At 67.2% G+C, this 18,321-nt stretch carries 19 protein-coding genes and 1 pseudogene; 11 read left to right on the plus strand and 9 right to left on the minus strand.

What is annotated here, in order from left to right:
- Positions 1 to 31 precede the first annotated feature (31 nt).
- Genes ACSBP4_RS17575 through ACSBP4_RS17585 form a run of 3 tightly spaced genes read left to right on the plus strand, consistent with a single transcriptional unit; the run spans position 32 to position 3,166 of the window.
- Positions 32 to 1,393: a glycosyltransferase family 4 protein gene (locus ACSBP4_RS17575; protein ID WP_435552992.1), complete on the plus strand. Its 1,362-nt coding sequence runs from the start codon at positions 32 to 34 to the stop codon at positions 1,391 to 1,393.
- A gap of 1 nt (position 1,394) precedes the next feature.
- Entirely contained in the window at positions 1,395 to 2,117 is a 723-nt protein-coding gene (locus ACSBP4_RS17580; protein WP_435552993.1) for a class I SAM-dependent methyltransferase, read from the plus strand.
- Positions 2,114 to 3,166, plus strand: coding sequence for a prenyltransferase (locus ACSBP4_RS17585; RefSeq protein WP_435552994.1), 1,053 nt, complete (start codon positions 2,114 to 2,116; stop codon positions 3,164 to 3,166). Before ACSBP4_RS17580 ends, ACSBP4_RS17585 begins: the two co-directional genes overlap by 4 nt.
- Before the next feature lie 286 nt (positions 3,167 to 3,452).
- Here ACSBP4_RS17585 and ACSBP4_RS17590 read toward each other — a convergent pair whose 3' ends face one another.
- Both ACSBP4_RS17590 and ACSBP4_RS17595 read right to left on the minus strand, forming a co-directional pair.
- Positions 3,453 to 4,199, minus strand: a complete 747-nt coding sequence (locus tag ACSBP4_RS17590) for a class I SAM-dependent methyltransferase (protein WP_435552995.1) — start codon at positions 4,197 to 4,199, stop codon at positions 3,453 to 3,455.
- The gene (locus ACSBP4_RS17595) at positions 4,199 to 5,254 is read right to left on the minus strand and encodes a hypothetical protein (protein WP_049965050.1); all 1,056 of its coding nucleotides are present in this window, start codon (positions 5,252 to 5,254) and stop codon (positions 4,199 to 4,201) included. The genes ACSBP4_RS17590 and ACSBP4_RS17595 overlap by 1 nt, the downstream gene beginning before the upstream one ends.
- A gap of 211 nt (positions 5,255 to 5,465) precedes the next feature.
- On the opposite strand from ACSBP4_RS17595, the gene ACSBP4_RS17600 reads away from it, so the two are divergent.
- Positions 5,466 to 5,771 (plus strand): hypothetical protein, encoded by a 306-nt coding sequence (locus tag ACSBP4_RS17600; protein WP_006650029.1) that lies wholly within the window; start codon positions 5,466 to 5,468, stop codon positions 5,769 to 5,771.
- A gap of 12 nt (positions 5,772 to 5,783) precedes the next feature.
- On the opposite strand, the gene ACSBP4_RS17605 is transcribed toward ACSBP4_RS17600, so the two are convergent.
- A complete protein-coding gene (locus ACSBP4_RS17605) occupies positions 5,784 to 6,095 on the minus strand; it encodes a hypothetical protein (protein WP_006650030.1) in 312 nt (103 codons plus the stop codon).
- A gap of 73 nt (positions 6,096 to 6,168) precedes the next feature.
- Positions 6,169 to 7,194, minus strand: coding sequence for a zinc-binding dehydrogenase (locus tag ACSBP4_RS17610; protein WP_435552996.1), 1,026 nt, complete (start codon positions 7,192 to 7,194; stop codon positions 6,169 to 6,171).
- Between the two features lie 138 nt (positions 7,195 to 7,332).
- Here ACSBP4_RS17610 and ACSBP4_RS17615 point away from each other — a divergent pair, with 138 nt between their 5' ends.
- The 6 genes and pseudogenes from ACSBP4_RS17615 to ACSBP4_RS17640 all read left to right on the plus strand — a co-directional run bounded on the left by ACSBP4_RS17615 (position 7,333) and on the right by ACSBP4_RS17640 (position 11,455).
- On the plus strand, positions 7,333 to 8,190 hold the full coding sequence (locus ACSBP4_RS17615; protein ID WP_435552997.1) for an ABC transporter permease: 858 nt from the start codon (positions 7,333 to 7,335) through the stop codon (positions 8,188 to 8,190).
- Positions 8,187 to 9,098, plus strand: coding sequence for an ABC transporter ATP-binding protein (locus ACSBP4_RS17620; RefSeq protein ID WP_435552998.1), 912 nt, complete (start codon positions 8,187 to 8,189; stop codon positions 9,096 to 9,098). The genes ACSBP4_RS17615 and ACSBP4_RS17620 overlap by 4 nt, the downstream gene beginning before the upstream one ends.
- Before the next feature lie 2 nt (positions 9,099 to 9,100).
- Positions 9,101 to 9,727 carry a hypothetical protein gene (locus ACSBP4_RS17625; protein ID WP_435552999.1) on the plus strand — a complete coding sequence of 209 codons (627 nt, stop codon included), beginning with the start codon at positions 9,101 to 9,103 and terminating at the stop codon, positions 9,725 to 9,727.
- Between the two features lies 1 nt (position 9,728).
- Positions 9,729 to 10,019, plus strand: a pseudogene (locus ACSBP4_RS17630) (transcriptional regulator); the annotation flags it as partial.
- 130 nt (positions 10,020 to 10,149) lie between these two features.
- Complete coding sequence (locus ACSBP4_RS17635) at positions 10,150 to 10,737, plus strand: MogA/MoaB family molybdenum cofactor biosynthesis protein (RefSeq protein ID WP_435553000.1); 588 nt, start codon at positions 10,150 to 10,152, stop codon at positions 10,735 to 10,737.
- Complete coding sequence (locus tag ACSBP4_RS17640; RefSeq protein WP_435553001.1) at positions 10,679 to 11,455, plus strand: 5-formyltetrahydrofolate cyclo-ligase; 777 nt, start codon at positions 10,679 to 10,681, stop codon at positions 11,453 to 11,455. Before ACSBP4_RS17635 ends, ACSBP4_RS17640 begins: the two co-directional genes overlap by 59 nt.
- 476 nt (positions 11,456 to 11,931) lie before the next feature.
- On the opposite strand, the gene ACSBP4_RS17645 is transcribed toward ACSBP4_RS17640, so the two are convergent.
- The 4 genes from ACSBP4_RS17645 to ACSBP4_RS17660 form a co-directional block, all read right to left on the minus strand.
- A complete protein-coding gene (locus ACSBP4_RS17645; RefSeq protein ID WP_049965043.1) occupies positions 11,932 to 12,261 on the minus strand; it encodes a DUF7126 family protein in 330 nt (109 codons plus the stop codon).
- Entirely contained in the window at positions 12,258 to 13,175 is a 918-nt protein-coding gene (gene guaA / locus ACSBP4_RS17650) for a glutamine-hydrolyzing GMP synthase (protein WP_006650039.1), read from the minus strand. The genes ACSBP4_RS17645 and guaA overlap by 4 nt, the downstream gene beginning before the upstream one ends.
- Positions 13,175 to 14,860, minus strand: a complete 1,686-nt coding sequence (gene pyrG / locus ACSBP4_RS17655) for a glutamine hydrolyzing CTP synthase (protein ID WP_006650040.1) — start codon at positions 14,858 to 14,860, stop codon at positions 13,175 to 13,177. The genes guaA and pyrG overlap by 1 nt, the downstream gene beginning before the upstream one ends.
- Positions 14,861 to 14,992: 132 nt before the next feature.
- Positions 14,993 to 15,343, minus strand: a complete 351-nt coding sequence (locus ACSBP4_RS17660; RefSeq protein ID WP_049965041.1) for a hypothetical protein — start codon at positions 15,341 to 15,343, stop codon at positions 14,993 to 14,995.
- Between the two features lie 179 nt (positions 15,344 to 15,522).
- Between ACSBP4_RS17660 and ACSBP4_RS17665 the strand changes: the two genes are divergently transcribed.
- Positions 15,523 to 16,443 carry a PH domain-containing protein gene (locus tag ACSBP4_RS17665; RefSeq protein ID WP_435553002.1) on the plus strand — a complete coding sequence of 307 codons (921 nt, stop codon included), beginning with the start codon at positions 15,523 to 15,525 and terminating at the stop codon, positions 16,441 to 16,443.
- Positions 16,444 to 16,805: 362 nt separating this feature from the next.
- Here the strand turns inward: ACSBP4_RS17665 and ACSBP4_RS17670 are convergent, their stop codons facing one another.
- Positions 16,806 to 18,251 carry a hypothetical protein gene (locus tag ACSBP4_RS17670; RefSeq protein ID WP_049965039.1) on the minus strand — a complete coding sequence of 482 codons (1,446 nt, stop codon included), beginning with the start codon at positions 18,249 to 18,251 and terminating at the stop codon, positions 16,806 to 16,808.
- Positions 18,252 to 18,321 lie beyond the last annotated feature (70 nt).

The following is an 18,321-nucleotide window of genomic DNA, read 5'->3' on the forward strand; positions in this document are numbered from 1 at the left end:
GGGAGTGCCCACACATGGCGGATAGACTGCGATGGTGATGGGTACGCTCAGACGGCTTCTCCGGGGGAGTATCAGTACGTCGGCCGCGTCGACGGGGAAGTCGACTGCCGCGGCGGCGACGGCGGAGCCGTCGGCCGAGGCGAAGCGGCCCGCCGAACAGCTCGATATCTGTCTGTTGAGCTACCGCTCGAACCCCTACTCCGGGGGACAGGGCGTCTACGTCAAGTACCTGAGCCGAGCGCTGACGGAGCTGGGCCACTCCGTCGATGTCATTTCGGGCAAACCGTATCCCGACCTCGACGACGACGTCGGACTGGTGAAACTCCCCGGCGAGAACGTGGTCGACGAACTCGACCGGCTGGGGCAGTTCGAACCCTCCTATCTGCGGGAGCCGCTGGCGCTCTACGAGTGGCTGAGCGCGCTCACCGGCGGCTTTCCCGATCCCTACGCCTTCGGCCGCCGGGTCGTCGACTACTTCGAGACACACGATCCCGACTACGACGTGATCCACGACAACCAGTCGCTGTGTCACGGCCTCCGGACGCTTCGCGAGCGCGGGCATCCCGTCGTGGCGACGGTACATCACCCGATCACCGTCGACCGCGACGCCGCGCTTGCGGCCGCCGACGACTGGACAGAACGGCTCCTGATCCGACGGTGGTACCGGTTCCTGCGGATGCAACGCGAGGTCGTTCGGGAGCTGCCCCACGTCCTGACCGTCTCGGAGTCGGCCAAACACCGCACCGTCACCGACTTCGGAGCCGACCCCGACTCGATCCGGGTCGTCCACAACGGGATCGACACCGACCTGTTTCGCCCCGTCGACGGCGATCACGACCGCCCGCGCGTGATGACGACCGTCAGCGCCGACGTCCCGCTGAAGGGGGCCCGACACCTGCTCGAGGGGTTCGCGACCGTTCGGGAATCGATCGACGCCGAACTCGTCGTCGTCGGCGAGTTCGACGAAGGCGGCGACTGCGATCGGCTGGTGTCGGAACTGGGGATCGCGGACGCGGTCGAGACCCACAGCGAGATCAGCTACGAACGGATGGTCGAACTCTACGGCACCGCCGACGTCGCCGTGGTCCCCTCGATCTACGAGGGCTTTGGCCTGCCCGCCGGCGAGGCGCTGGCCTGTGGCGTCCCGGTGGTCGCCACCACCGGCGGCGGCCTCCCCGAAGTGGTCGGCGATGCGGGGGTCCTCGTCGAACCGGGCGATTCCGACGCTATCGCCGACGCCGTTCACGACCTGCTGGTCGACGACGAACGTCGACGGCAACTCGGCCAGCGTGGCCGGGAGCGCATCGTCGAGGAATTCGACTGGGAACGGGCCGCCCGCGAGACGGTCCGGGAGTATCGGGCCGCCATCGAAACCCGGTCGCGGGGTGTCTGAGATGGAGACGATCGACTTCGATCGGCTGACGCTGACTCCCGGTATGCGGGTCCTCGACGTCGGCTGTGGCGAGGGCCGTCACGTCAACGCCGCCGCCCTCGAGAACGTCGGCGAGGTCGTCGGGCTCGACCTCGAGCAGGCGAACCTCGAGGCGGCCCGCGACGATCACGACGAGTACATCGCGCCCGAGTCGGACGTGCCGGTCACGTTCCTCTCGGGGGACGCGCTCAGGCTGCCCTTCGAGGACGGCGCGTTCGACGTCGTTCTCTGTACCGAGGTCCTCGAACACATTCCCGACTACGAGGCGGCTCTCGACGAACTCCGGCGGGTCTGTGCGCCGGGCGGGACGCTGGCGGTCAGCGTCCCGCGGGCCGGCCCCGAGCGGGTCTGCTGGGCCCTTTCCGACGAGTATCACGAGGTCGAGGGCGGCCACGTTCGGATCTTCGACCGCGAGGAACTGCAGGCGGCGATCGAACGCCGCGGCTTCGAGCGGGTCGACGGCCACTTCGCCCACGCCCTGCATGCCCCCTACTGGTGGCTGAAGTGTCTCTGGTGGGACCGCGACCAACAGGGTGACGCGCCGCTGCCCCTGCGGGCCTACGACCGGTTCCTCGAGTGGGACGTCCTCGAGTCGCCCCGGCCCGTGCGGCTGCTCGAGCGCGGGCTCGACCCCGCGCTGGGCAAGAGCGTCGTCTACTACTTCGAACTGGAGGGGTCGGCGTGAGCAACGCCACGCTCGAGTCGCTTTCCGACTGGGGGCTCGAGCCCGCACTCGAACACATCGAGCGCGCCCAGCGCTCGGACGGGCTCATCCTCTGGTATCCCGAGGGGCCGGCCGATCCGTGGGACCACGTCGAGAGCGCGATGGCGCTGTCGATCGCTGGCCGCGAGCATGCAGCCCGTCGCGCGTACCGTTGGATCGCCGACGCCCAGCATGACGACGGGGCGCTGTGGGCGACTTACGGCGAGGCCGAGGACAACGACGGGGCCCACGCCGGCGACGAGCCGCGCAAGGAAACCCACCGCAGCGCCTACGTCGCCGTCGGCGCCTGGCACCACTATCTCTGTACCGAAGACCGGGCATTTCTCCAGGAACTCTGGCCGACCGTCCGGGACGCCCTCGCGTTCGCGTGCCGCCAGCAGGCACCGACCGGCGAGATCTACTGGACCGTCGGCCCCGACGGCGAGCCCTACGAGGACGCACTGATTTCGGGCTGTGCCTCCCTCTACAAGAGTCTGGCCTGTGGCGCGGCGATCGCGGACGTGCTGGGCCACGACGAGGCCGGCGAGCGCTGGCTCGCAGCCCGTACCGACCTCGGCGAGGCGATCCGAACCCGCCCCGACCGGTTCGACCGCACGTGGGAGAGCAAGTCCCGCTATGCGATGGACTGGTTCTACCCCGTCCTCTGTGGGGTGCTGACCGGGGACCCGGCACGGAACCGGCTCGAGGCCGGCTTCGATCGGTACCTCGAGGCGGGACTGGGCTGTCGTTGCGTCGCGGACGAGCCGTGGGTGACCGTCGCCGAGTCCTGCGAACTCGTCGTCTCGCTGGCCGCGGTGGGCCGAACGGAGCGCGCTCGCGAGATCTACGACTGGCTCTTCCAGTGGACCGACGATGAGGGGGTCTTCTGGACGGGCTACCAGTTCGAAGACGAGGAGTTCTGGCCGGGCGAGCGGCCGACGTGGACCGGCGGAGCGGCGGTGTTGGCTGCGGATGCGTTGTCGGGACTCTCCCCCGCCGCGGACCTATTCACCGACCCGCGACCGGAGTAAACGCGGTTCGGACGGCGCAGGCGAACAGTAGGCCGTTCAGTCTACGGAAATCACGTCTCCCCGCGATCGGCTAATCGATCCGCGGCGGCGCGCGCTGACGGTCGGCTGAGCGGTGCGAGGCCGACCGTAGTGAGGCCTCGATGGTGCGAACGGTGACTGAAGGATCCGTGAGCCGAGCGAAGCCGACCGACGACACTGCGCGAGGTTGTCGCGAGTGAAACGAGCGAATCGGCTGGGAAGGGTGTGGCGGCCCCCTGTTGCTACGATAGCAGTACGCCTCGAGTCGTCAGTACGCACTCTCCAACGGCGGTACTCGAGCGATCCCCGTATCGCAGATCACACACGATCGCAACCCGTTTGCCTCGGTAAACCGGTCGAACAGCCCGGAGAGCCGCACGTCGTGGCTGGCCAGGACCCCGCCGGACTCGAGATGCCCCAACGCCGTCTCGTACTCGAAGCGCATGTGGGGGAGCCGGTGGTCCGAGTCGTGCAGGAACAGATCGACGGGGCCGACCGACTCGAGCAGGTCGGGCAGCACCTCCCGTGCGTCGCCCCGATGGAGTTCCCATCGGTCGCGACAGCGATCCGGGATCAGGTGGCCGTACTCGAAGGGACCGGGCGGGCCGCCGGGCAGGTCCACCGAATGCAGGGTACCGCCGCCGTTCTGTTCCATCGCCGCCAAAATGTGTGCGTCGAACGAGCCGAACAGCACGCCGGTCTCGACGGCCGTCTCGACCTCGAGCGCGCGACAGACGACGTAGATCGTCACGCCGTCGCGCCAGTGGGTCGTGTCGGTGGCGACGCCGGCGTCGTGGATCTCGGTGACGCGGTCGGCGTAGGCATCGTGAAACCACTCGAGGTCGTCGTACTCGCGCTCGTATTCGCGGAGTTCGTCGGCCGAGGCCGGCAGCACGTCGGCCAGTCGGTCGGCCCGTTCGCGCGTCTCCCGGCCGTAATCGAGCCGGCGGCGCTCGAGGCCGAGCCGGGCCTTTCGGAGGGCATAGATCGCGTCTCGGATCGGGGTCCCGTCCATTATCGGTACCCCAGCGCCTCGAGGCGCGATTCGATCTCGCCGTCGTCGTCTCCGGCGGCCGAATCGCCCTCGCGGATCCCCGCCGGAAGGGCGGGGTCACAGGTCTCCCGGTCACGGCCCTCGCGGACGACCCAGGGGACCCGGCGCACGGCGGGGACGGGGGTACCCGGCGGGTGTGACCAGACGCCGAACTCGCCGAGGCCGTTGCCGTGGTCGCTGGTCAGTGCGAGCCGGCCGTCGCAGTTCTCGTAGAGTCGGGTCAGGTCGTCTAAGACCCACTCGAGGTTGTCCCGGTAGGCCGCCCAGACCGCCTCGCGGGAGAGGTCGCCCTCGCGGACCCGCAGCCAGGGGTCGTTCATCGAGTCATCGTCGTCGTCGGCCTCGGCGAAGGCCTCGAGCGCCTCTCGTTCCTCGGCGGTCAGCGATTCGGGGTCGAACTCTTCGTCATCGTCGTCGGCCTCGACGAACTGGCCCCAGTGTTCGATGTCGGCCGAGCCGAAGAACCAGTCCGGCTGGGACCGGAAGGGGGCATGGGGCTGCATGTAGTGGACGAGAACGCGATCGATCCCCAGTCGATCGCGGGCGCGCCAGACGGCGATCGCGGCGTCGGTCAGCGGCGCGGGCGGAATCGTCGAGATATCGTCGTCGACCCACTCGTCTCGCCAGGCCTCGTGGAGGACGCCGAAGTCGTCGGCCGAAAGCGGGAGGACCTCGTCGGAGGTCACGAGGATGTGGTCGCAGGGTTGCGAGGAAAAAGGGTTGCCGGTCACGTAGGCGGTCCGGGCCATCCGCTCGCGATGCTCGGGGGCGAAGGTCCGATCCATCCACTCTGCCGACTGGGAGCCGACCGACCACAGCGAGCCCACCCCCTCGGGCCCCGGCAGCAACTCGTGGCCGGCGGCCGCGGTTTCGCGCATGAGATCGTACCGGCAGCCGTCGAGGACACAACAGACGTCCCACTCACGTTCCCAGACGGCCGTCGACGGGACGAGACGGGAGATCGCGTGTCCGACGCGGCCGGTCGCGATCGATTCCGTCAGCCTCGTGAGATCCATTCGGTCGTCCCGTTCCTCGGGGCGATTCTGTTAGTAGCTTTTGATCGACGGCCGACCCGTTGTCGGCCGTGGGTCCGTCGGTCACCCCCGCGTGGCACGCGACCGTTGTAGTTTAGCGGAACGCGGCAATCATGCCACTCGGTAACAAGTCTTATTATCACGCTGTTCGTAGCGTTGCCTGAGGACCGACACCACGGTCCCGTCTGACGAAATGAGTTCCTCACCACAAACCGAGACGTACGAAGTCACGCTCTCCCGAGACGAGCAATGGGTCGCCCATCACGTCCTGTCGAACCGGCTTGACGAGGCTCTCGACGGCGACGAGACACCGCCGGAGTGGGTACTTGAGTCGATCGACGCGGTCGAAGCCGACGGCGAGACGCGACTCACCGGTTCCCAGGCCGACCGGCTCTATACCGCGTTGGCCTCGTACGTCGACCGCGAGGACGCTCCGGAACGGGACGTCAGCCACGGGGCGGCCGTCCTCGAGACCCTCGAGGGCGTTCGCGAGCCCTAAGGGACCGCTTTTTCAGGGGCGCGTCGTCGCCCAGACGGCAGTCACAGCGAGCAGAATAGCTGGAGCCAGCGGCAGGATTAGTAATGCGAACCGATATCCCTCCGCGCCGGGCGGGAAGAGATAGATCGCGGTCGGGGCGATCAGGAAGGCGAACACGAGGACGCCGACGAGGACCCAGCCGCGCCAGTCGAACTCCCGGTCGGCCGTCTCTGGGTGGGACGGGTCCCACCCATCGTCGTCGTCGGCCGACTCGTCGGTTTCCCCGTCGTCGGCGTCGAACGCCGCCGGATCGTGGACGTAGCCGCCGTCGTCGTTCGAACTCACTATCGGACCCTTTGACCGCATCGTAAAAGCCCTCACGGTTGGCCAACCGGGTCGGCCGTGATCGAGACGGGGTTTAGAGTTCGCTGTCCGGCCGAACGACGACCTTGCCAAAGCCCTCCCGGTTCTCGATGATCTCGTGAGCGCGGGCCGTCTCGCTCATCGGCAACTCCTCGCGGATCGCGGGTTCGAAGGTGCCGTCCCAGACCAGTTCCATCACGTCGTCGACCTGCTCGGGCGTGGCCATCGTCGAGCCGATGATCGTGAGCTGTTCCCAGAAGATCCGCGGGATGTCCGTCTCGGGGTTGCCCCCGCCCGTGCCGCCGCAGGTTACGAGCCGGCCGCCCTTGGTCAGGCTCTTCAGCGAGTCCCGCCAGGTGGGCGCACCGACGTGTTCGACGACCACGTCGACCCCGCGGCCGTCCGTCTCCGAGAGGACCCAGTCCGCGAAGTTCTCCTCCTCGTAGTTACAGACGTGATCCGCGCCGTGTTCCTCGGCGTACTCGAGTTTCTCCTCGGTGCTGCCGGTGGCGTAGACCTCCGCGCCGGCGTAGTCGGCGATCTGTAAGGCGGCGTGGCCGACCCCGCCGCTTGCCCCCAGCACGAGGACGCTCTCGCCGGCCTCGAGGTCCGCCCGCTCGATGAGCATGCGCCACGCGGTCTGGAAGACCAGACTGCTCGAGCCGGCGACCGCCCAGTCGACGCCCTCCGGGACGGGGATGAGGTTGTCCTCGGGAACGGCGGCGTACTCGGAGTGGACGCCCCGGACGTGTTCGCCGATGATGTGGAACTTCGGGTCGAGCGTCGGGTCGTCCATCCGGAGGTCGCCGACGCCGGCCGAGACCGCGACGCGGTCGCCTTCCTCGAACCGGGTCACGTCCTCGCCGACCTCCTCGACGACGCCCGCCGCGTCGCTGCCCGGAATGTGGGGCATCTCGAGGTCCAGTCCCGGCATTCCGCGGCGCGTCCAGATGTCCAGATGGTTGAGCGCGGCCGCCTTGACGTCGACCAGTACCTCGTCCCGATCGATCTCGGGGTCGGGGAACTCGCCGTACTCGATGACGTCGGTGTCGCCGTGTTCCGTGATTTGGACTGCCTGCATATACAGCAGCCAACGGAAACGGCGTGCATAACAGTTGGGCTACCAGCACTCCGGCGACGCCCCTTTGTTTGTACTGCAAAGTGACTTTGCAATGCAAACTACTTTCCGTGGGCCGTCCGTCGGGTCGACGCGAAGCCGATGGCGACCGAGACACCGACGACGGAAGCGGCGGACGGCGTGTCGACCGGGAGCCGCGGCGTCTGGTTCGCACAGGCCCGCGCGTTCACCGACCGGAGTCTCCGGGAAGTCCGGAACAGTGGTCTCATGTTGGCGTGGGTGATCGCGTTCCCCGCGATCACGTACCTGCTCCGGGTGACGCAAGGGACCGAGACGTCGGCCGCGGCCGACGCGAGCGTCGCGATCGGCACCGGCGTCCTCGGGGCGATGTTCGTCTCTCTGTTCCTCTTCGGGAGCCAGCTCGCGACGGACCTCGAGGACCGGCGGTACGCGGCCTACCGGTCGATGCCGATCTCGTCGTCGGCCGAACTGGCCGGCCGGATGGCGGCCGGGCTCGTCCTCGCCGCGGGGTCGTTCGCCGTCACGATCGTCGTCGCGGTCGCGACCGGCGCGGCATTCGGGCTCCGCGGGCCCGCGTCGGTGCCGGTCGTCCTGCTCGCCGGGGTGGCGACCTGTCTGTTCTGGATGGTCGTCGCCGTCCCGTTCGTGGTCGTCGCGGGGAACAAACGCGTCGCGTCGATGGCGACGACGCTCGTGGCCGTCATGGCGTTCGTCCTCACCGGGCTCAACGGGGTCGTTCCGGCACAGTCGCCGATCGACGGCCCGGCGTTGAACTACCTCCCGAACACGCTGGCGACGCGGCTGCTCGTAGCTCACCTCGTCCCCGCCGAGAACTGGACCGAACTCGGCGTCTCGCCGCCCCAACTGCCGACCGAACCGGCGTTCCTCGCGTTGCTGACCGGCTACACGCTGATCGCGGTCGTCGCCGGCTCGGTGCTGGTCACCCGGACCCTCTACGACCGGGGGTGGTGGACGTGACCGAACCGGTCGCGACCGCCGACGGCGTCAGCAAGTCCTTCGGCGACGACGGCGTCCTCGAGGCGGTCGATCTCACCGTCGAGGCGGGGGAACTGCTCGTGTTGATGGGGCCGAACGGGGTCGGCAAGTCGGTCCTGCTGTCGTGTCTCGCCGGCAGCCAGCGGCCGTCGGCGGGCGACGTCGAGGTCTTCGGCGAGCCCGCGACCGCCCGCGCGGACACCACGAGCTTCCTCCTGCAGGACGCGCTGGCGCTCGAGAAACTCACGGGCCGCGAGAACGTCGAGTTCTATCGGCGGCTCCACCCGCGGTTCACCGACGAGTGGCGCGACCACGTCGCGGCGCTCGGCATCGCGGACGACCTCGACAGGTCCGTCGCGGACTACTCCGGCGGGATGGTCCGGAAGCTCGAACTCGCGATCGCGGCCAGCATCGACGTGCCGCTGTACCTGTTCGACGAGCCGACGGCCGCGCTGGATCTGGCGACGGTCCCGACGGTCCACGAACTGTTCCGCGAGAAGCGAGCGGCCGGAAAGACCCTCGTCGTCACCAGCCATCGGCCGATGAACGCCGACGTCGCCGATCGACTCGCCTTCCTCGCCGGCGGCCGGATCGTCGCGACGGGCGCGCCCGAGGAGCTGCTGGCGTCGGTCCCGCCGGTCCTCGAGACCCGCGCGGCGAACGCGAGCGCGCTGGCCGCCGTCGCCGACGGCGAGCCGTTCGCGGTGGCCGGGAACGTTCGGGCGGTCGTCCCGAGCGAATACGGGGCCGCCGCCGATCCCGAAGGGGTCCTCGCCGACCTGGCGGCCGAGACGGGGATCGATCGGGCCGATCTGTCGATCGTCGAGCCGACCTACACCGCCCTGTTTAATTACTATACGAACGGTGTACCGACCACGAACGGACAGTAACGATGGCCCGGAACGTCTCGGACGACGTCGATCCCGACCGGCTCGAGGCCGAAATCGCGGAGATCAAGGGAGCCATGGGGCTCGCGTCGGACCACCCCTACTGGTGGCGGTTCTGGATCGTGGAGGGTGTTTGTACCGGGCTCCTCTTCACTATCGTCCAGTTCTGGCTCCGCGAGGGGTTTCGGCCGTGGATCGCCGTCGCGTTCGCCGGCGTCGTCGGCTGCTGTGAACTCGCGAAGCGACGCCTCCGGTCGAGCTACGAGCCGCCGGCCGCGGGGCTGCCGAGCCAGCGGCGCTGGTTCGTCGCGGTCCTCGCCGGCGTCATCGCCCTGGTCGTCGGACTTCGCCCGGTCTTCGAGTCGCTGGGCCCGACGAACGCGGTTCGGCTGGCGATCGTCGCCGCGGGCGCGGTCGTCGGCGTCGGCTACGTCCTCATGGGCCAGTTGCTCGCCGCGTACGACGTCAGGCCCGCCGACCGGTACGCGTTCGTCGTCGGCGGCGCGTGGATCATGGTCCTCTCGGCGGCCATCCCTTACATCCCCGCCTTCGAGGGCTGGGAGTACGCGGCGTTCGGCATCGGCATCGCACTGCATCACGTCGCGACCTACGTTGCTCTCTTCCGATACTGACATGGAATTCAACAAACTAGTCCACCAACCGACGCGACTTCGGATCTTCGCACACCTCTACGCGAACGGTCCGACGGGGTTTACCGCCCTCACGTCGACCCTCGAGGTGACCAACGGGAACCTCGCCAGCCACATCGACCGCATGGCCGAGGCCGACTGCGTCGCCGTCGAAAAGGAGTTCGTCGACGACACCCCCCAGACGACGTATCGACTCACCGACCGCGGCGAGGAACTGTTCGAGGACCACGTCCGCACCCTCGAGTCGCTCATCGCCGATCTCGACACCGACTCGGGGTCGGACCCGCCGTACGATCCCGACGCCATGCCGGACCGGGAGCGGGATCCGAACGGCGGGCCGGGGCCCGACCCCACGCCGTAACCCGCGTGCGTAGCTTTTACCCGCCGGCTTTCGAAGGCGGCGTATGGACGAGACGGACGCGGACGCAGCCGCGGACACGCTCTGTACCGGCGTCATCACGATCGCCTCGGACCGCGGGCTCGAGGAGGACGCGGCCGGGGAGACGGTCACCGATCTCCTCGAGGCCGACGGACACGAGGTCGCGGTACGGGAACACGTCAACTCGGATCACGATACGGTCCAGTCGATCGTCTCACGGCTGCTCGACCGCGACGACGTCGATATCGTGATCACGGCCGGCGCGACCGGTGTCGAGCCCGGCGATATCACGATCGAGGCGGTCGAACCGCTCCTGAAGAAGGAACTGGCCGCGTTCAGCGAACTCGTCACCGTTCTCGGCTACGAGCGGGTCGGCACGGCGGTCGTCGGCGCACGGACGCTCGCGGGCGTGGCCGACGGCACGCCGGTCTTCTGCCTGCCGGGGCACGTCGACGCGGTCCAGCTCGCCATCGAGGAGATCGTCCTCGCGGAAGCGTCCACCCTCGTCGAGCGCGCCGGGTACGAGGCGGCCGACGCCGACGAGGAGTCGTCCGATGCCGACGAGGAGCCGACCGACGCGAACGGGGCCGAACCCGCCGACGGAGGTGCCTGACGTGAGCGAACCGCTCGACAAGGCGGCCGTCCGCGAGCGGGTCTGGGACGATCTCGAGGACAGCGGCGAAGCGCGGTTCCCGTTCCCGCCCCACGGCCGGATCCCGAATTTCGCGGGGGCCGACGCCGCCGCCGACCGACTGGCCGAGCAACCCGAATGGGAGCGGGCGACGGCGATCAAGGCCAACCCCGACGCGCCGCAACTGCCCGTCCGCCGGCGGGCGTTACGCGAGGGCAAGACCGTCTACATGGCGGTCCCCCGTCTCCGTGACGAGGAGTGTTTCCTGAAGCTCGATCCGGACGGCCTCGCGGACTACGACGCGGCGACGACCGTCTCGGGCTCGTCGAAACACGGGGAACAGATCGGCCCGGACGAGGTCGATCGGGTCGATCTGATCGTCTCGGGAAGCGTCGCCGTCACCGAGAGCGGGGGCCGCATCGGCAAGGGCGAGGGCTACAGCGACCTCGAGTACGCCGTCCTCCGGGACCTCGGCCTCGTCGACGACGCGACGCCGGTCGCGACGACGGTCCACGAACGGCAGCTGATCGACGGCCCGGTCGAGATCGGGAGCCACGACGTCGCGATGAACCTCGTGGTCACGCCCGACCGCGTCGTTCGGCCCGAGACCGGCGACCAGCCGACCGGCATCGACTGGGAGCTGCTCGCGGACGAACGACTCGCGGAGATTCCGGTCCTCCGGCGGCTCGAGGATCGGTAGGCGGGTTCGGAGAACGGTCGGTGGACGCGTCGACGAAGGGGGATCCATCCCCGGGGCACGGCCGCGCCGTGCCCCGAATGCCAGGGTCGCAGGGTGTGACGCGAGCCGGTGGGAGGCTCGCGTCGGCGAGAATCGGTTGGCAGTGGTGGGGGAAGGGTGCTGTGGTGGGGTTGCTGGAAGTCGCGGGAACAGGTGGTGGGTGCCTTGGGGTCTGCCCGTCGACCTCCACGACGTGGTAGCGCCCGATCCCACTTGAACGGCGGTGATGGTATACCGCTCTTACGCCGAGTTTGACCGAATTCAACGCGGCTTTATCGGCTCGATATCCGCCGTCAGACGGTTTATACTGGGCGTCTCGGACGTAATGAAAGCGAACGCTGACGGTCGCCGGAACGGACGCTTCGCCGGCGTTCGGACGACGACGAATTCGGCTGCCATCGCCCCGGCTCCTCGTGACCGGTGTTCCGGCGGCTGCCTCAGTCGACGAGTTCCTCGACGACGATGTCGGCGTCCATCAACTGCGGGTCGATCGCGATGTCGAGTTGGCCCTTGACGAACTCCGGGACCGTCCGGTTGGCGTAGACGACGGTCCGGACGTCCTCGTTCAGATCGCAGACGATCGGGATCGTCGTCGCCTGCCCGACGTCGGTCAGGACGTAGAGGTCGGCCTCGACGACGCCGGCCTCCTCGAGTTGGGGACGGGAGACGACGCCCGTGACGCGGGTCACGTCGACGCCTGCGTTCTCGAGGGCCGCGCCGATGCCGTCCTCGTCGTCGCCGGCGACGACCGCGGTCGTGGCGCTCATTCGTACTCGATGGTCGCGGGCGGTTTGTGAGTCACGTCGTAGACGACGCGGGCGACGTTCTCGTGGGACCCCGTAATTCGGGACTGAATGCGCTGGAGGGTGTCCCAGTCGATCTCTTGGGCGCGGGCGGTCATTCCGTCGCGGGACTCGACCGAGCGCACCGAGACGACCCAGCCGTGGACGCGGTTGTCACCCTTGACGCCGGTGGCCTTGCCGATGACGGCCGCCAGCGCCTGCCAGGGCTCGTACTCCTCGAGTTCCTCCTCGACGACGTGGTTGGCCTCGCGGGCGACCTCCAACTTCTCCTCGGTGATCTCGCCGATGATCCGCACGGCGAGGCCGGGGCCGGGGAACGGCATGCGTTCGGAGACGACCTCCTCGAGGTCGAGCGCGCGGGCGACCTCGCGGACCTCGTCCTTGTAGAGGTCGCGCATGGGCTCGACAATGCCCTCGAAGTCGACGACCTCCGGGAGGCCGCCGACGTTGTGGTGGGACTTGATCGTCCCCTCGCTTTCGATGCGGTCGGGGTAGATCGTCCCCTGCACGAGGTAGTCCGCGTCGACCTCTTTCGCGACTGTCTCGAACTCCCGGATGAACTGCTCGCCGATGATGTGGCGTTTCTCCTCCGGGTCGGTGACGCCCTCGAGCGCCTCGAGGAAGCGGTCTTGGGCCTCCACGATCCGGAGACTGTCCATGTAGTCGAACGTCTCGCGGATCTCGTCGGTTTCGCCTTTCCGCATCAGGCCGGTGTCGACGTAGACGGCCGTAAGCTGGGTGCCGATCGCCTCGTACGCCAGCGCGGCGGCCGTCGAGGAGTCGACGCCGCCCGAGAGGGCGATGACGGCGTTTGCATCGCCGATTTCGTCTTCGATCTCTGCGACTGCGTCGGGAACGAACGTCTCGGTATCTACCATCAGTGGGTTACCTCTGTTTCCGCGTCGGTGTCGTCGTCTGCGGGGTCGGTGTCGTCGTCATCGGCCGGTCCCTCGAGAACGGCCTCGACCAGCCCCAGGAACGGCGGGCTCGGCTGGCCGGGTCGGGACGTGTACTCGGGGTGGAACTGCGTCCCGACGAAGAACGGATGATCCTCGAGTTCGAGGATCTCCATCCGGTTGCCCGCGGTTCCGGAGAACGTCAGCGGCTCGTCCTCGAAGGCGTCGAAGTACTCGGGGTTGACCTCGTAGCGGTGGCGATGGCGCTCCGAACAGGAGGTGTCGCCGTACAGGTCGTAGGCCAGCGTCTCGGGCTCGATGACGGTCGTGTGTTCACCCAGCCGCATCGTCCCGCCCATGTCCTCGACCTCGTACTGCTCGGGCAGGATGTCGATGACGGGGTGGGGCGTGTCTTCCTCCATCTCGGCGGAGTGGGCCCCCTCGAAGCCCAGCACGTTCCGTGCGTACTCGACGACGGCCATCTGGAAGCCCAGACACAGGCCCAGGAACGGCACGTCGTTCTCGCGGGCGTACTGGACCGCGCGGATCTTCCCTTCGGAACCGCGCATCCCGAAGCCGCCGGGGACGATGACGCCGTCCATCCCCTCGAGTTGGCCGTCGTGGCCCTCGCTCAGTTCGTCGGCCGCGACCCAGTGGACGTTCACGTCGACGCCGACCTCGAAGCCGGCGTGTTTCAGCGACTCGTGGATCGACATGTACGCGTCCTCGAGGTCGTACTTGCCGACCAGCGCGATGTCGACCGCACCGTCCTTCTCGCTCGTGACGATCTCGCGCCACTCGTTGGCACGTTCTCCTTCCGGCAGGGCCTCCTCGGCCAGCCCGAAGTGTTCGAGGACGTACTGGTCCAACCCTTCGTCCTCGACCATCAGCGGGACGTGATAGACGTCCTCGACGTCGGGGTTCGAGAACACTGCCTCGGTCGGGATGTCACAGAACAGCGCGATCTTCTCTTTGGTCTCGGGATCGAGTCGATCCTCACAGCGGCCGACGATCACGTCGGGCTGCAGGCCGATCGAGCGGACCTCCTTGACCGAGTGCTGGGTCGGTTTTGTCTTCTGTTCGCCGTTTTTCGAGTACGGGACGAGGGTCACGTGGGTGAAGAGGACGTTCTCCTCCGGCTCCTCGTGGGCGAACTGGCGCAGGGCCTCGAGGTAGGGCATCCCCTCGATGTCCCCGACGGTGCCGCCGACTTCGATGATACAGACGTCGGTGCCTTCGGCGGCCTCCCGGATCCGCCGTTTGATGTCGTTGGTGATATGCGGGATGATCTGGACGGTCTTGCCCAGGTAATCGCCGGCGCGTTCCTTCTCGATGACGTGCTGGTAGGTCTTCCCCGTCGTGATGTTGTGATCCGAGGTCATGTCGATGTCGAGGAACCGCTCGTAGTTCCCCAGATCGAGGTCGACCTCGCCCCCGTCTTCCAGTACGTAGACTTCCCCGTGCTGGTAGGGGTTCATCGTCCCCGCGTCGACGTTCAGGTACGGATCGATCTTCACTGCGGTGACGTCGAACCCGGCGTTTTTCAGGAGTCGGCCGGTACTCGCGGCCGTAATCCCCTTGCCGAGCCCCGACATGACGCCGCCGGTGACGAAGATGAACTTGTTCCCCAGCGAGGGGTCATAATGAGTGTCCGATTCCGTCGGCATACCGAGTGTGCGCGCGACCGCTTGAAAACGATTTCGGGAGCGAACCGCCCCGATAGGGGTTGTCACTCCCCATTGCCGTTGGAGACAGTCACTATCACGGCCACGACAGCCACGGTCGTCCACCGGCGACTCTCACCCGGGGGCTTCGTCCTGTACGTCGACGATCTCGGCCCCCTCGAGGGATTCGTTCCCGCCCTCCATTCGTATCTGGATCGTCCGTCCGGGGAGTCCCGGATCCCCTTCGTCGGCGTCCTGTAGCACCGACACGGCGGTGACGCCGTCGATCGTGACCGACCGGCGCTGGATGGGGTCGCCCTCGTACTCGACGGTGTCCCACGTCTCGACGTCGAACTCGTCCATCTCGGCCCCGAAGTAGTCGTCCGCATCGGGATTCACCGCGTCCTCGGTCTGGGACTCACCGGTCGTTCGGTTGTCGTCGAACTGGACCTCCTCGTGTTTGTACTGGTGGAGCTGTACGAGCATACGCTAGCCACGATCTGCAGTGTGGTAACTCTCATACTGGAACTCGCCGGGCGGTCTCGAGTCGCCGGTACGCCGTCGACGAGAGCATACAGCGGCGGGTGAGTCGAGACCGGCGGGCGTGTCATCGGACTAAGGGTACCGGTTTTATTTTATGCCCGGGAATCGAAATCGCGAACACCGTGGCATCATACGACCGGCACCGTCCCCTCGAAGTGAGCGACCCCGACATTGGCTTCCAGGCCGGGTTCGGCTTCTATCTCGGGATCGTCGTCACCGGGATCGTCGCGATCGCGGGGGTGTTCGCCGACGTGGGGACGGCGGCGCTGCTTGGCATCCTGCCGAGTACAGTGACTGCCGTCGCCATCGTCGGCCACATCTACGCCAGCCGGGCGCGGGGACTGCCCGAGCGTATCGGCCGGAGCCGCTGGCGACGACTCGGCTGTTACGCCCCGGCGGCGGCGTTTACGGCGCTTCTCTTTACCGCCGGGACCATGCCGATCGCCGACACCGGTCGGTTCATCGTCCTGACCGTCGCCGCGGCCGTTCTGGCCGGCGTCTCGGGCTTTGGCCTCGAGCGGATGGCGAAAAACCGGTACGTCGACGCGCTCACGACCGACGAACCCGCCGCGACGTGGACGTGGCAGCGAAGCGGCGGGTGGACCGGCGAGCCGGCCTACACCGTAATCATGGCGTTCATGATCCTCGCCGGACTGGTCAGCATCTGGCAGGGCGAGTGGTACCTCGGGCCGTTCTGGGTCGTTTACGGGGTTGTCATGATACTCTCGAGACGGTACGACTGGTACGACCTCGAGGAGACCGGCCGCTGGAACCCGCCGGAGATCCGCGTCCACGAGGCCGGCCTCGTCGTCGACCGGTCGTTCTGGAAAGGGTTCATTCCCTGGGCGACGGTCGACGGCGTCCGGCTGACCGACGACGAACTCGTCGTCGAACGGCGGCGCTTTGGCCTCGACAGTAGCGTCTTCGATCTCCGCTGTGACCGCTCGGCGATCGACGACGCCGACGCGGTCGTCGAGGCGCTCGAGCGCGCCCGCGAACGGGCCGCGCGTCGCGGTTCGCGGGTCGTCGATATGACGAACTGACACGAGTCACGGGTCGTCATCGGGCCATGGTATCCGCTCGCGGCCCCGCCGGAATCGAATTCCATGTCCCTGTCTCCGCCCGCAACTTCGTCGCGATTTGGAGCGACGACGAACTCACTGTCGCCGGGACCTGAAAGCGTAGCAGCCTCCGATCCGGCGGACTCGTATTCACCGCGGTGATGACCATAACGTTCGCCTGCGACCACGCGAAATTATCGGGGCGTTCCATGGACTGCTCATGGCTGGTTACGGTACGCCCCTGTTTTTCTCGCAGCAACTCGTGGACGGGAAGTGGGGAATCGAGTTCGACATGAGCGAGCGGTAGAGCCTGTCACGAATCAAGGACAATTGATCGGAACAGGTCAGTACAACTCGTACCGTACGAACCGGACCGTCGCGTAGCGATACGAGAGGATGCTGATCGCAGTACAACTCGTCAACAGGGCAAGCCCACCCCACGTTTGAATTGTGTCGGCAGGTACGGACGGTACGACGATCGTGAACGCTTCCGGAAGAAATACGAGGAGCAAGCCGACCAAACCACCGGCTCCGACGAGAAACGAGTAGAGCCCGAGTACGGTGAGGTGCGGAGTGACGACGGTCCGGCCGTCGGCCCGGGTCGATCGATGGGTTGCCGGTACCAGACAACCGAGACCGCTTCCAACTGCTGTCGCACAGATTGCAGACAGCACAGTGACCCCGGTCAGTATCGCTGTCTGTGGGATCGTAATCGGGCCTACGATGCCAGCCACTGCAAGCAGTATCGTTGCCGGTGGAAGCGTAATGACAAGCCCCGCGAGCATCCGACCGTCGACGAAGCACCGATCGGGAACGGTCGCGAGGACGAGCTGTGAGTACATCGGTCCGCTGTCGCCGATCGGGTTCAGACAAAAGAGCGCGCCAGCGACCCAGACGGTTGCCACCGAAACGATAGGCGGGCCAACGAGCAGCGCGACCGGAAGCGGTTCTCCAAGGAGCGAGACTCCTGTCGGGAGCAACACGAACGCAGCGACGAACACGTGTGCGAGACCAGCGGGGTTTCGAACACCGCGAAGTATCTGTATCCGAGCAACGCGAACTGACGGGTGACTCTTGAACGGGACGTGTCCCGTTGCGGCCGCTCGCGTCGGTTTGGCGCCGGCGGATCGCTGGGAGGATCGCCACCAGACTGCAGGCGCGACCGTTCGGACCGCGCCGAGGAGACAGAGCGGAAGCGCGACCGCCGTAGCGATCGAAAGGATGGACCCCACCGGACTGGCCGTCGAAACGGCGGGCGAACCGAGAAGCGCGAGGTTCGTATACACGGACAGGGGCGTCTGGATTGCCTCGAGGGAACGGACGGCTTCTGGAAATGATGCGAGGGGCGACGGAGTCCGCTCGAGACCGGCAATGACGACTGCGAGAACGACGGCAAGAAGACCGTATAGCACTCGATGTCCGATCCGTCGGACGACCGGCGTCACACCGAGCCCGAGTAGGTACCCGCCGAGGACACACGCGAGGAGAAACAATGCAACGGATATCCCGCCGGTGACGACGAGCAGTGGCGCGCCCATCCCGAACGCAAAGACGGTCCAGACGGCAGTTATCGGTACACCGAGGACGAACACGACGCGAACGCACTCGGCGAGTACCAATCCGGTGGCGACGTCCGGTGCGGGCGTGGCAAGCAGGACGAACGCTGGTTCGTCCGGATAGCCGATCTCTAGGGCCGTTCGAAGCACGGTGAGTCCGACGATGAGAATTGCTAAGAAGGACAGTTGGTTCCCGAGAAGGTCGGGAAGCGGGATCGGTGGCTCACCCGTCACCCATCTTCGGCCGTACCGATACACGAGGCGAGTACCGCGATACCAGACCGGCGTCGTAACGAGGAAACTC

Source organism: Natrinema sp. CGMCC1.2065 (assembly GCF_051225675.1).
Lineage (GTDB): Archaea > Halobacteriota > Halobacteria > Halobacteriales > Natrialbaceae > Natrinema > Natrinema thermotolerans.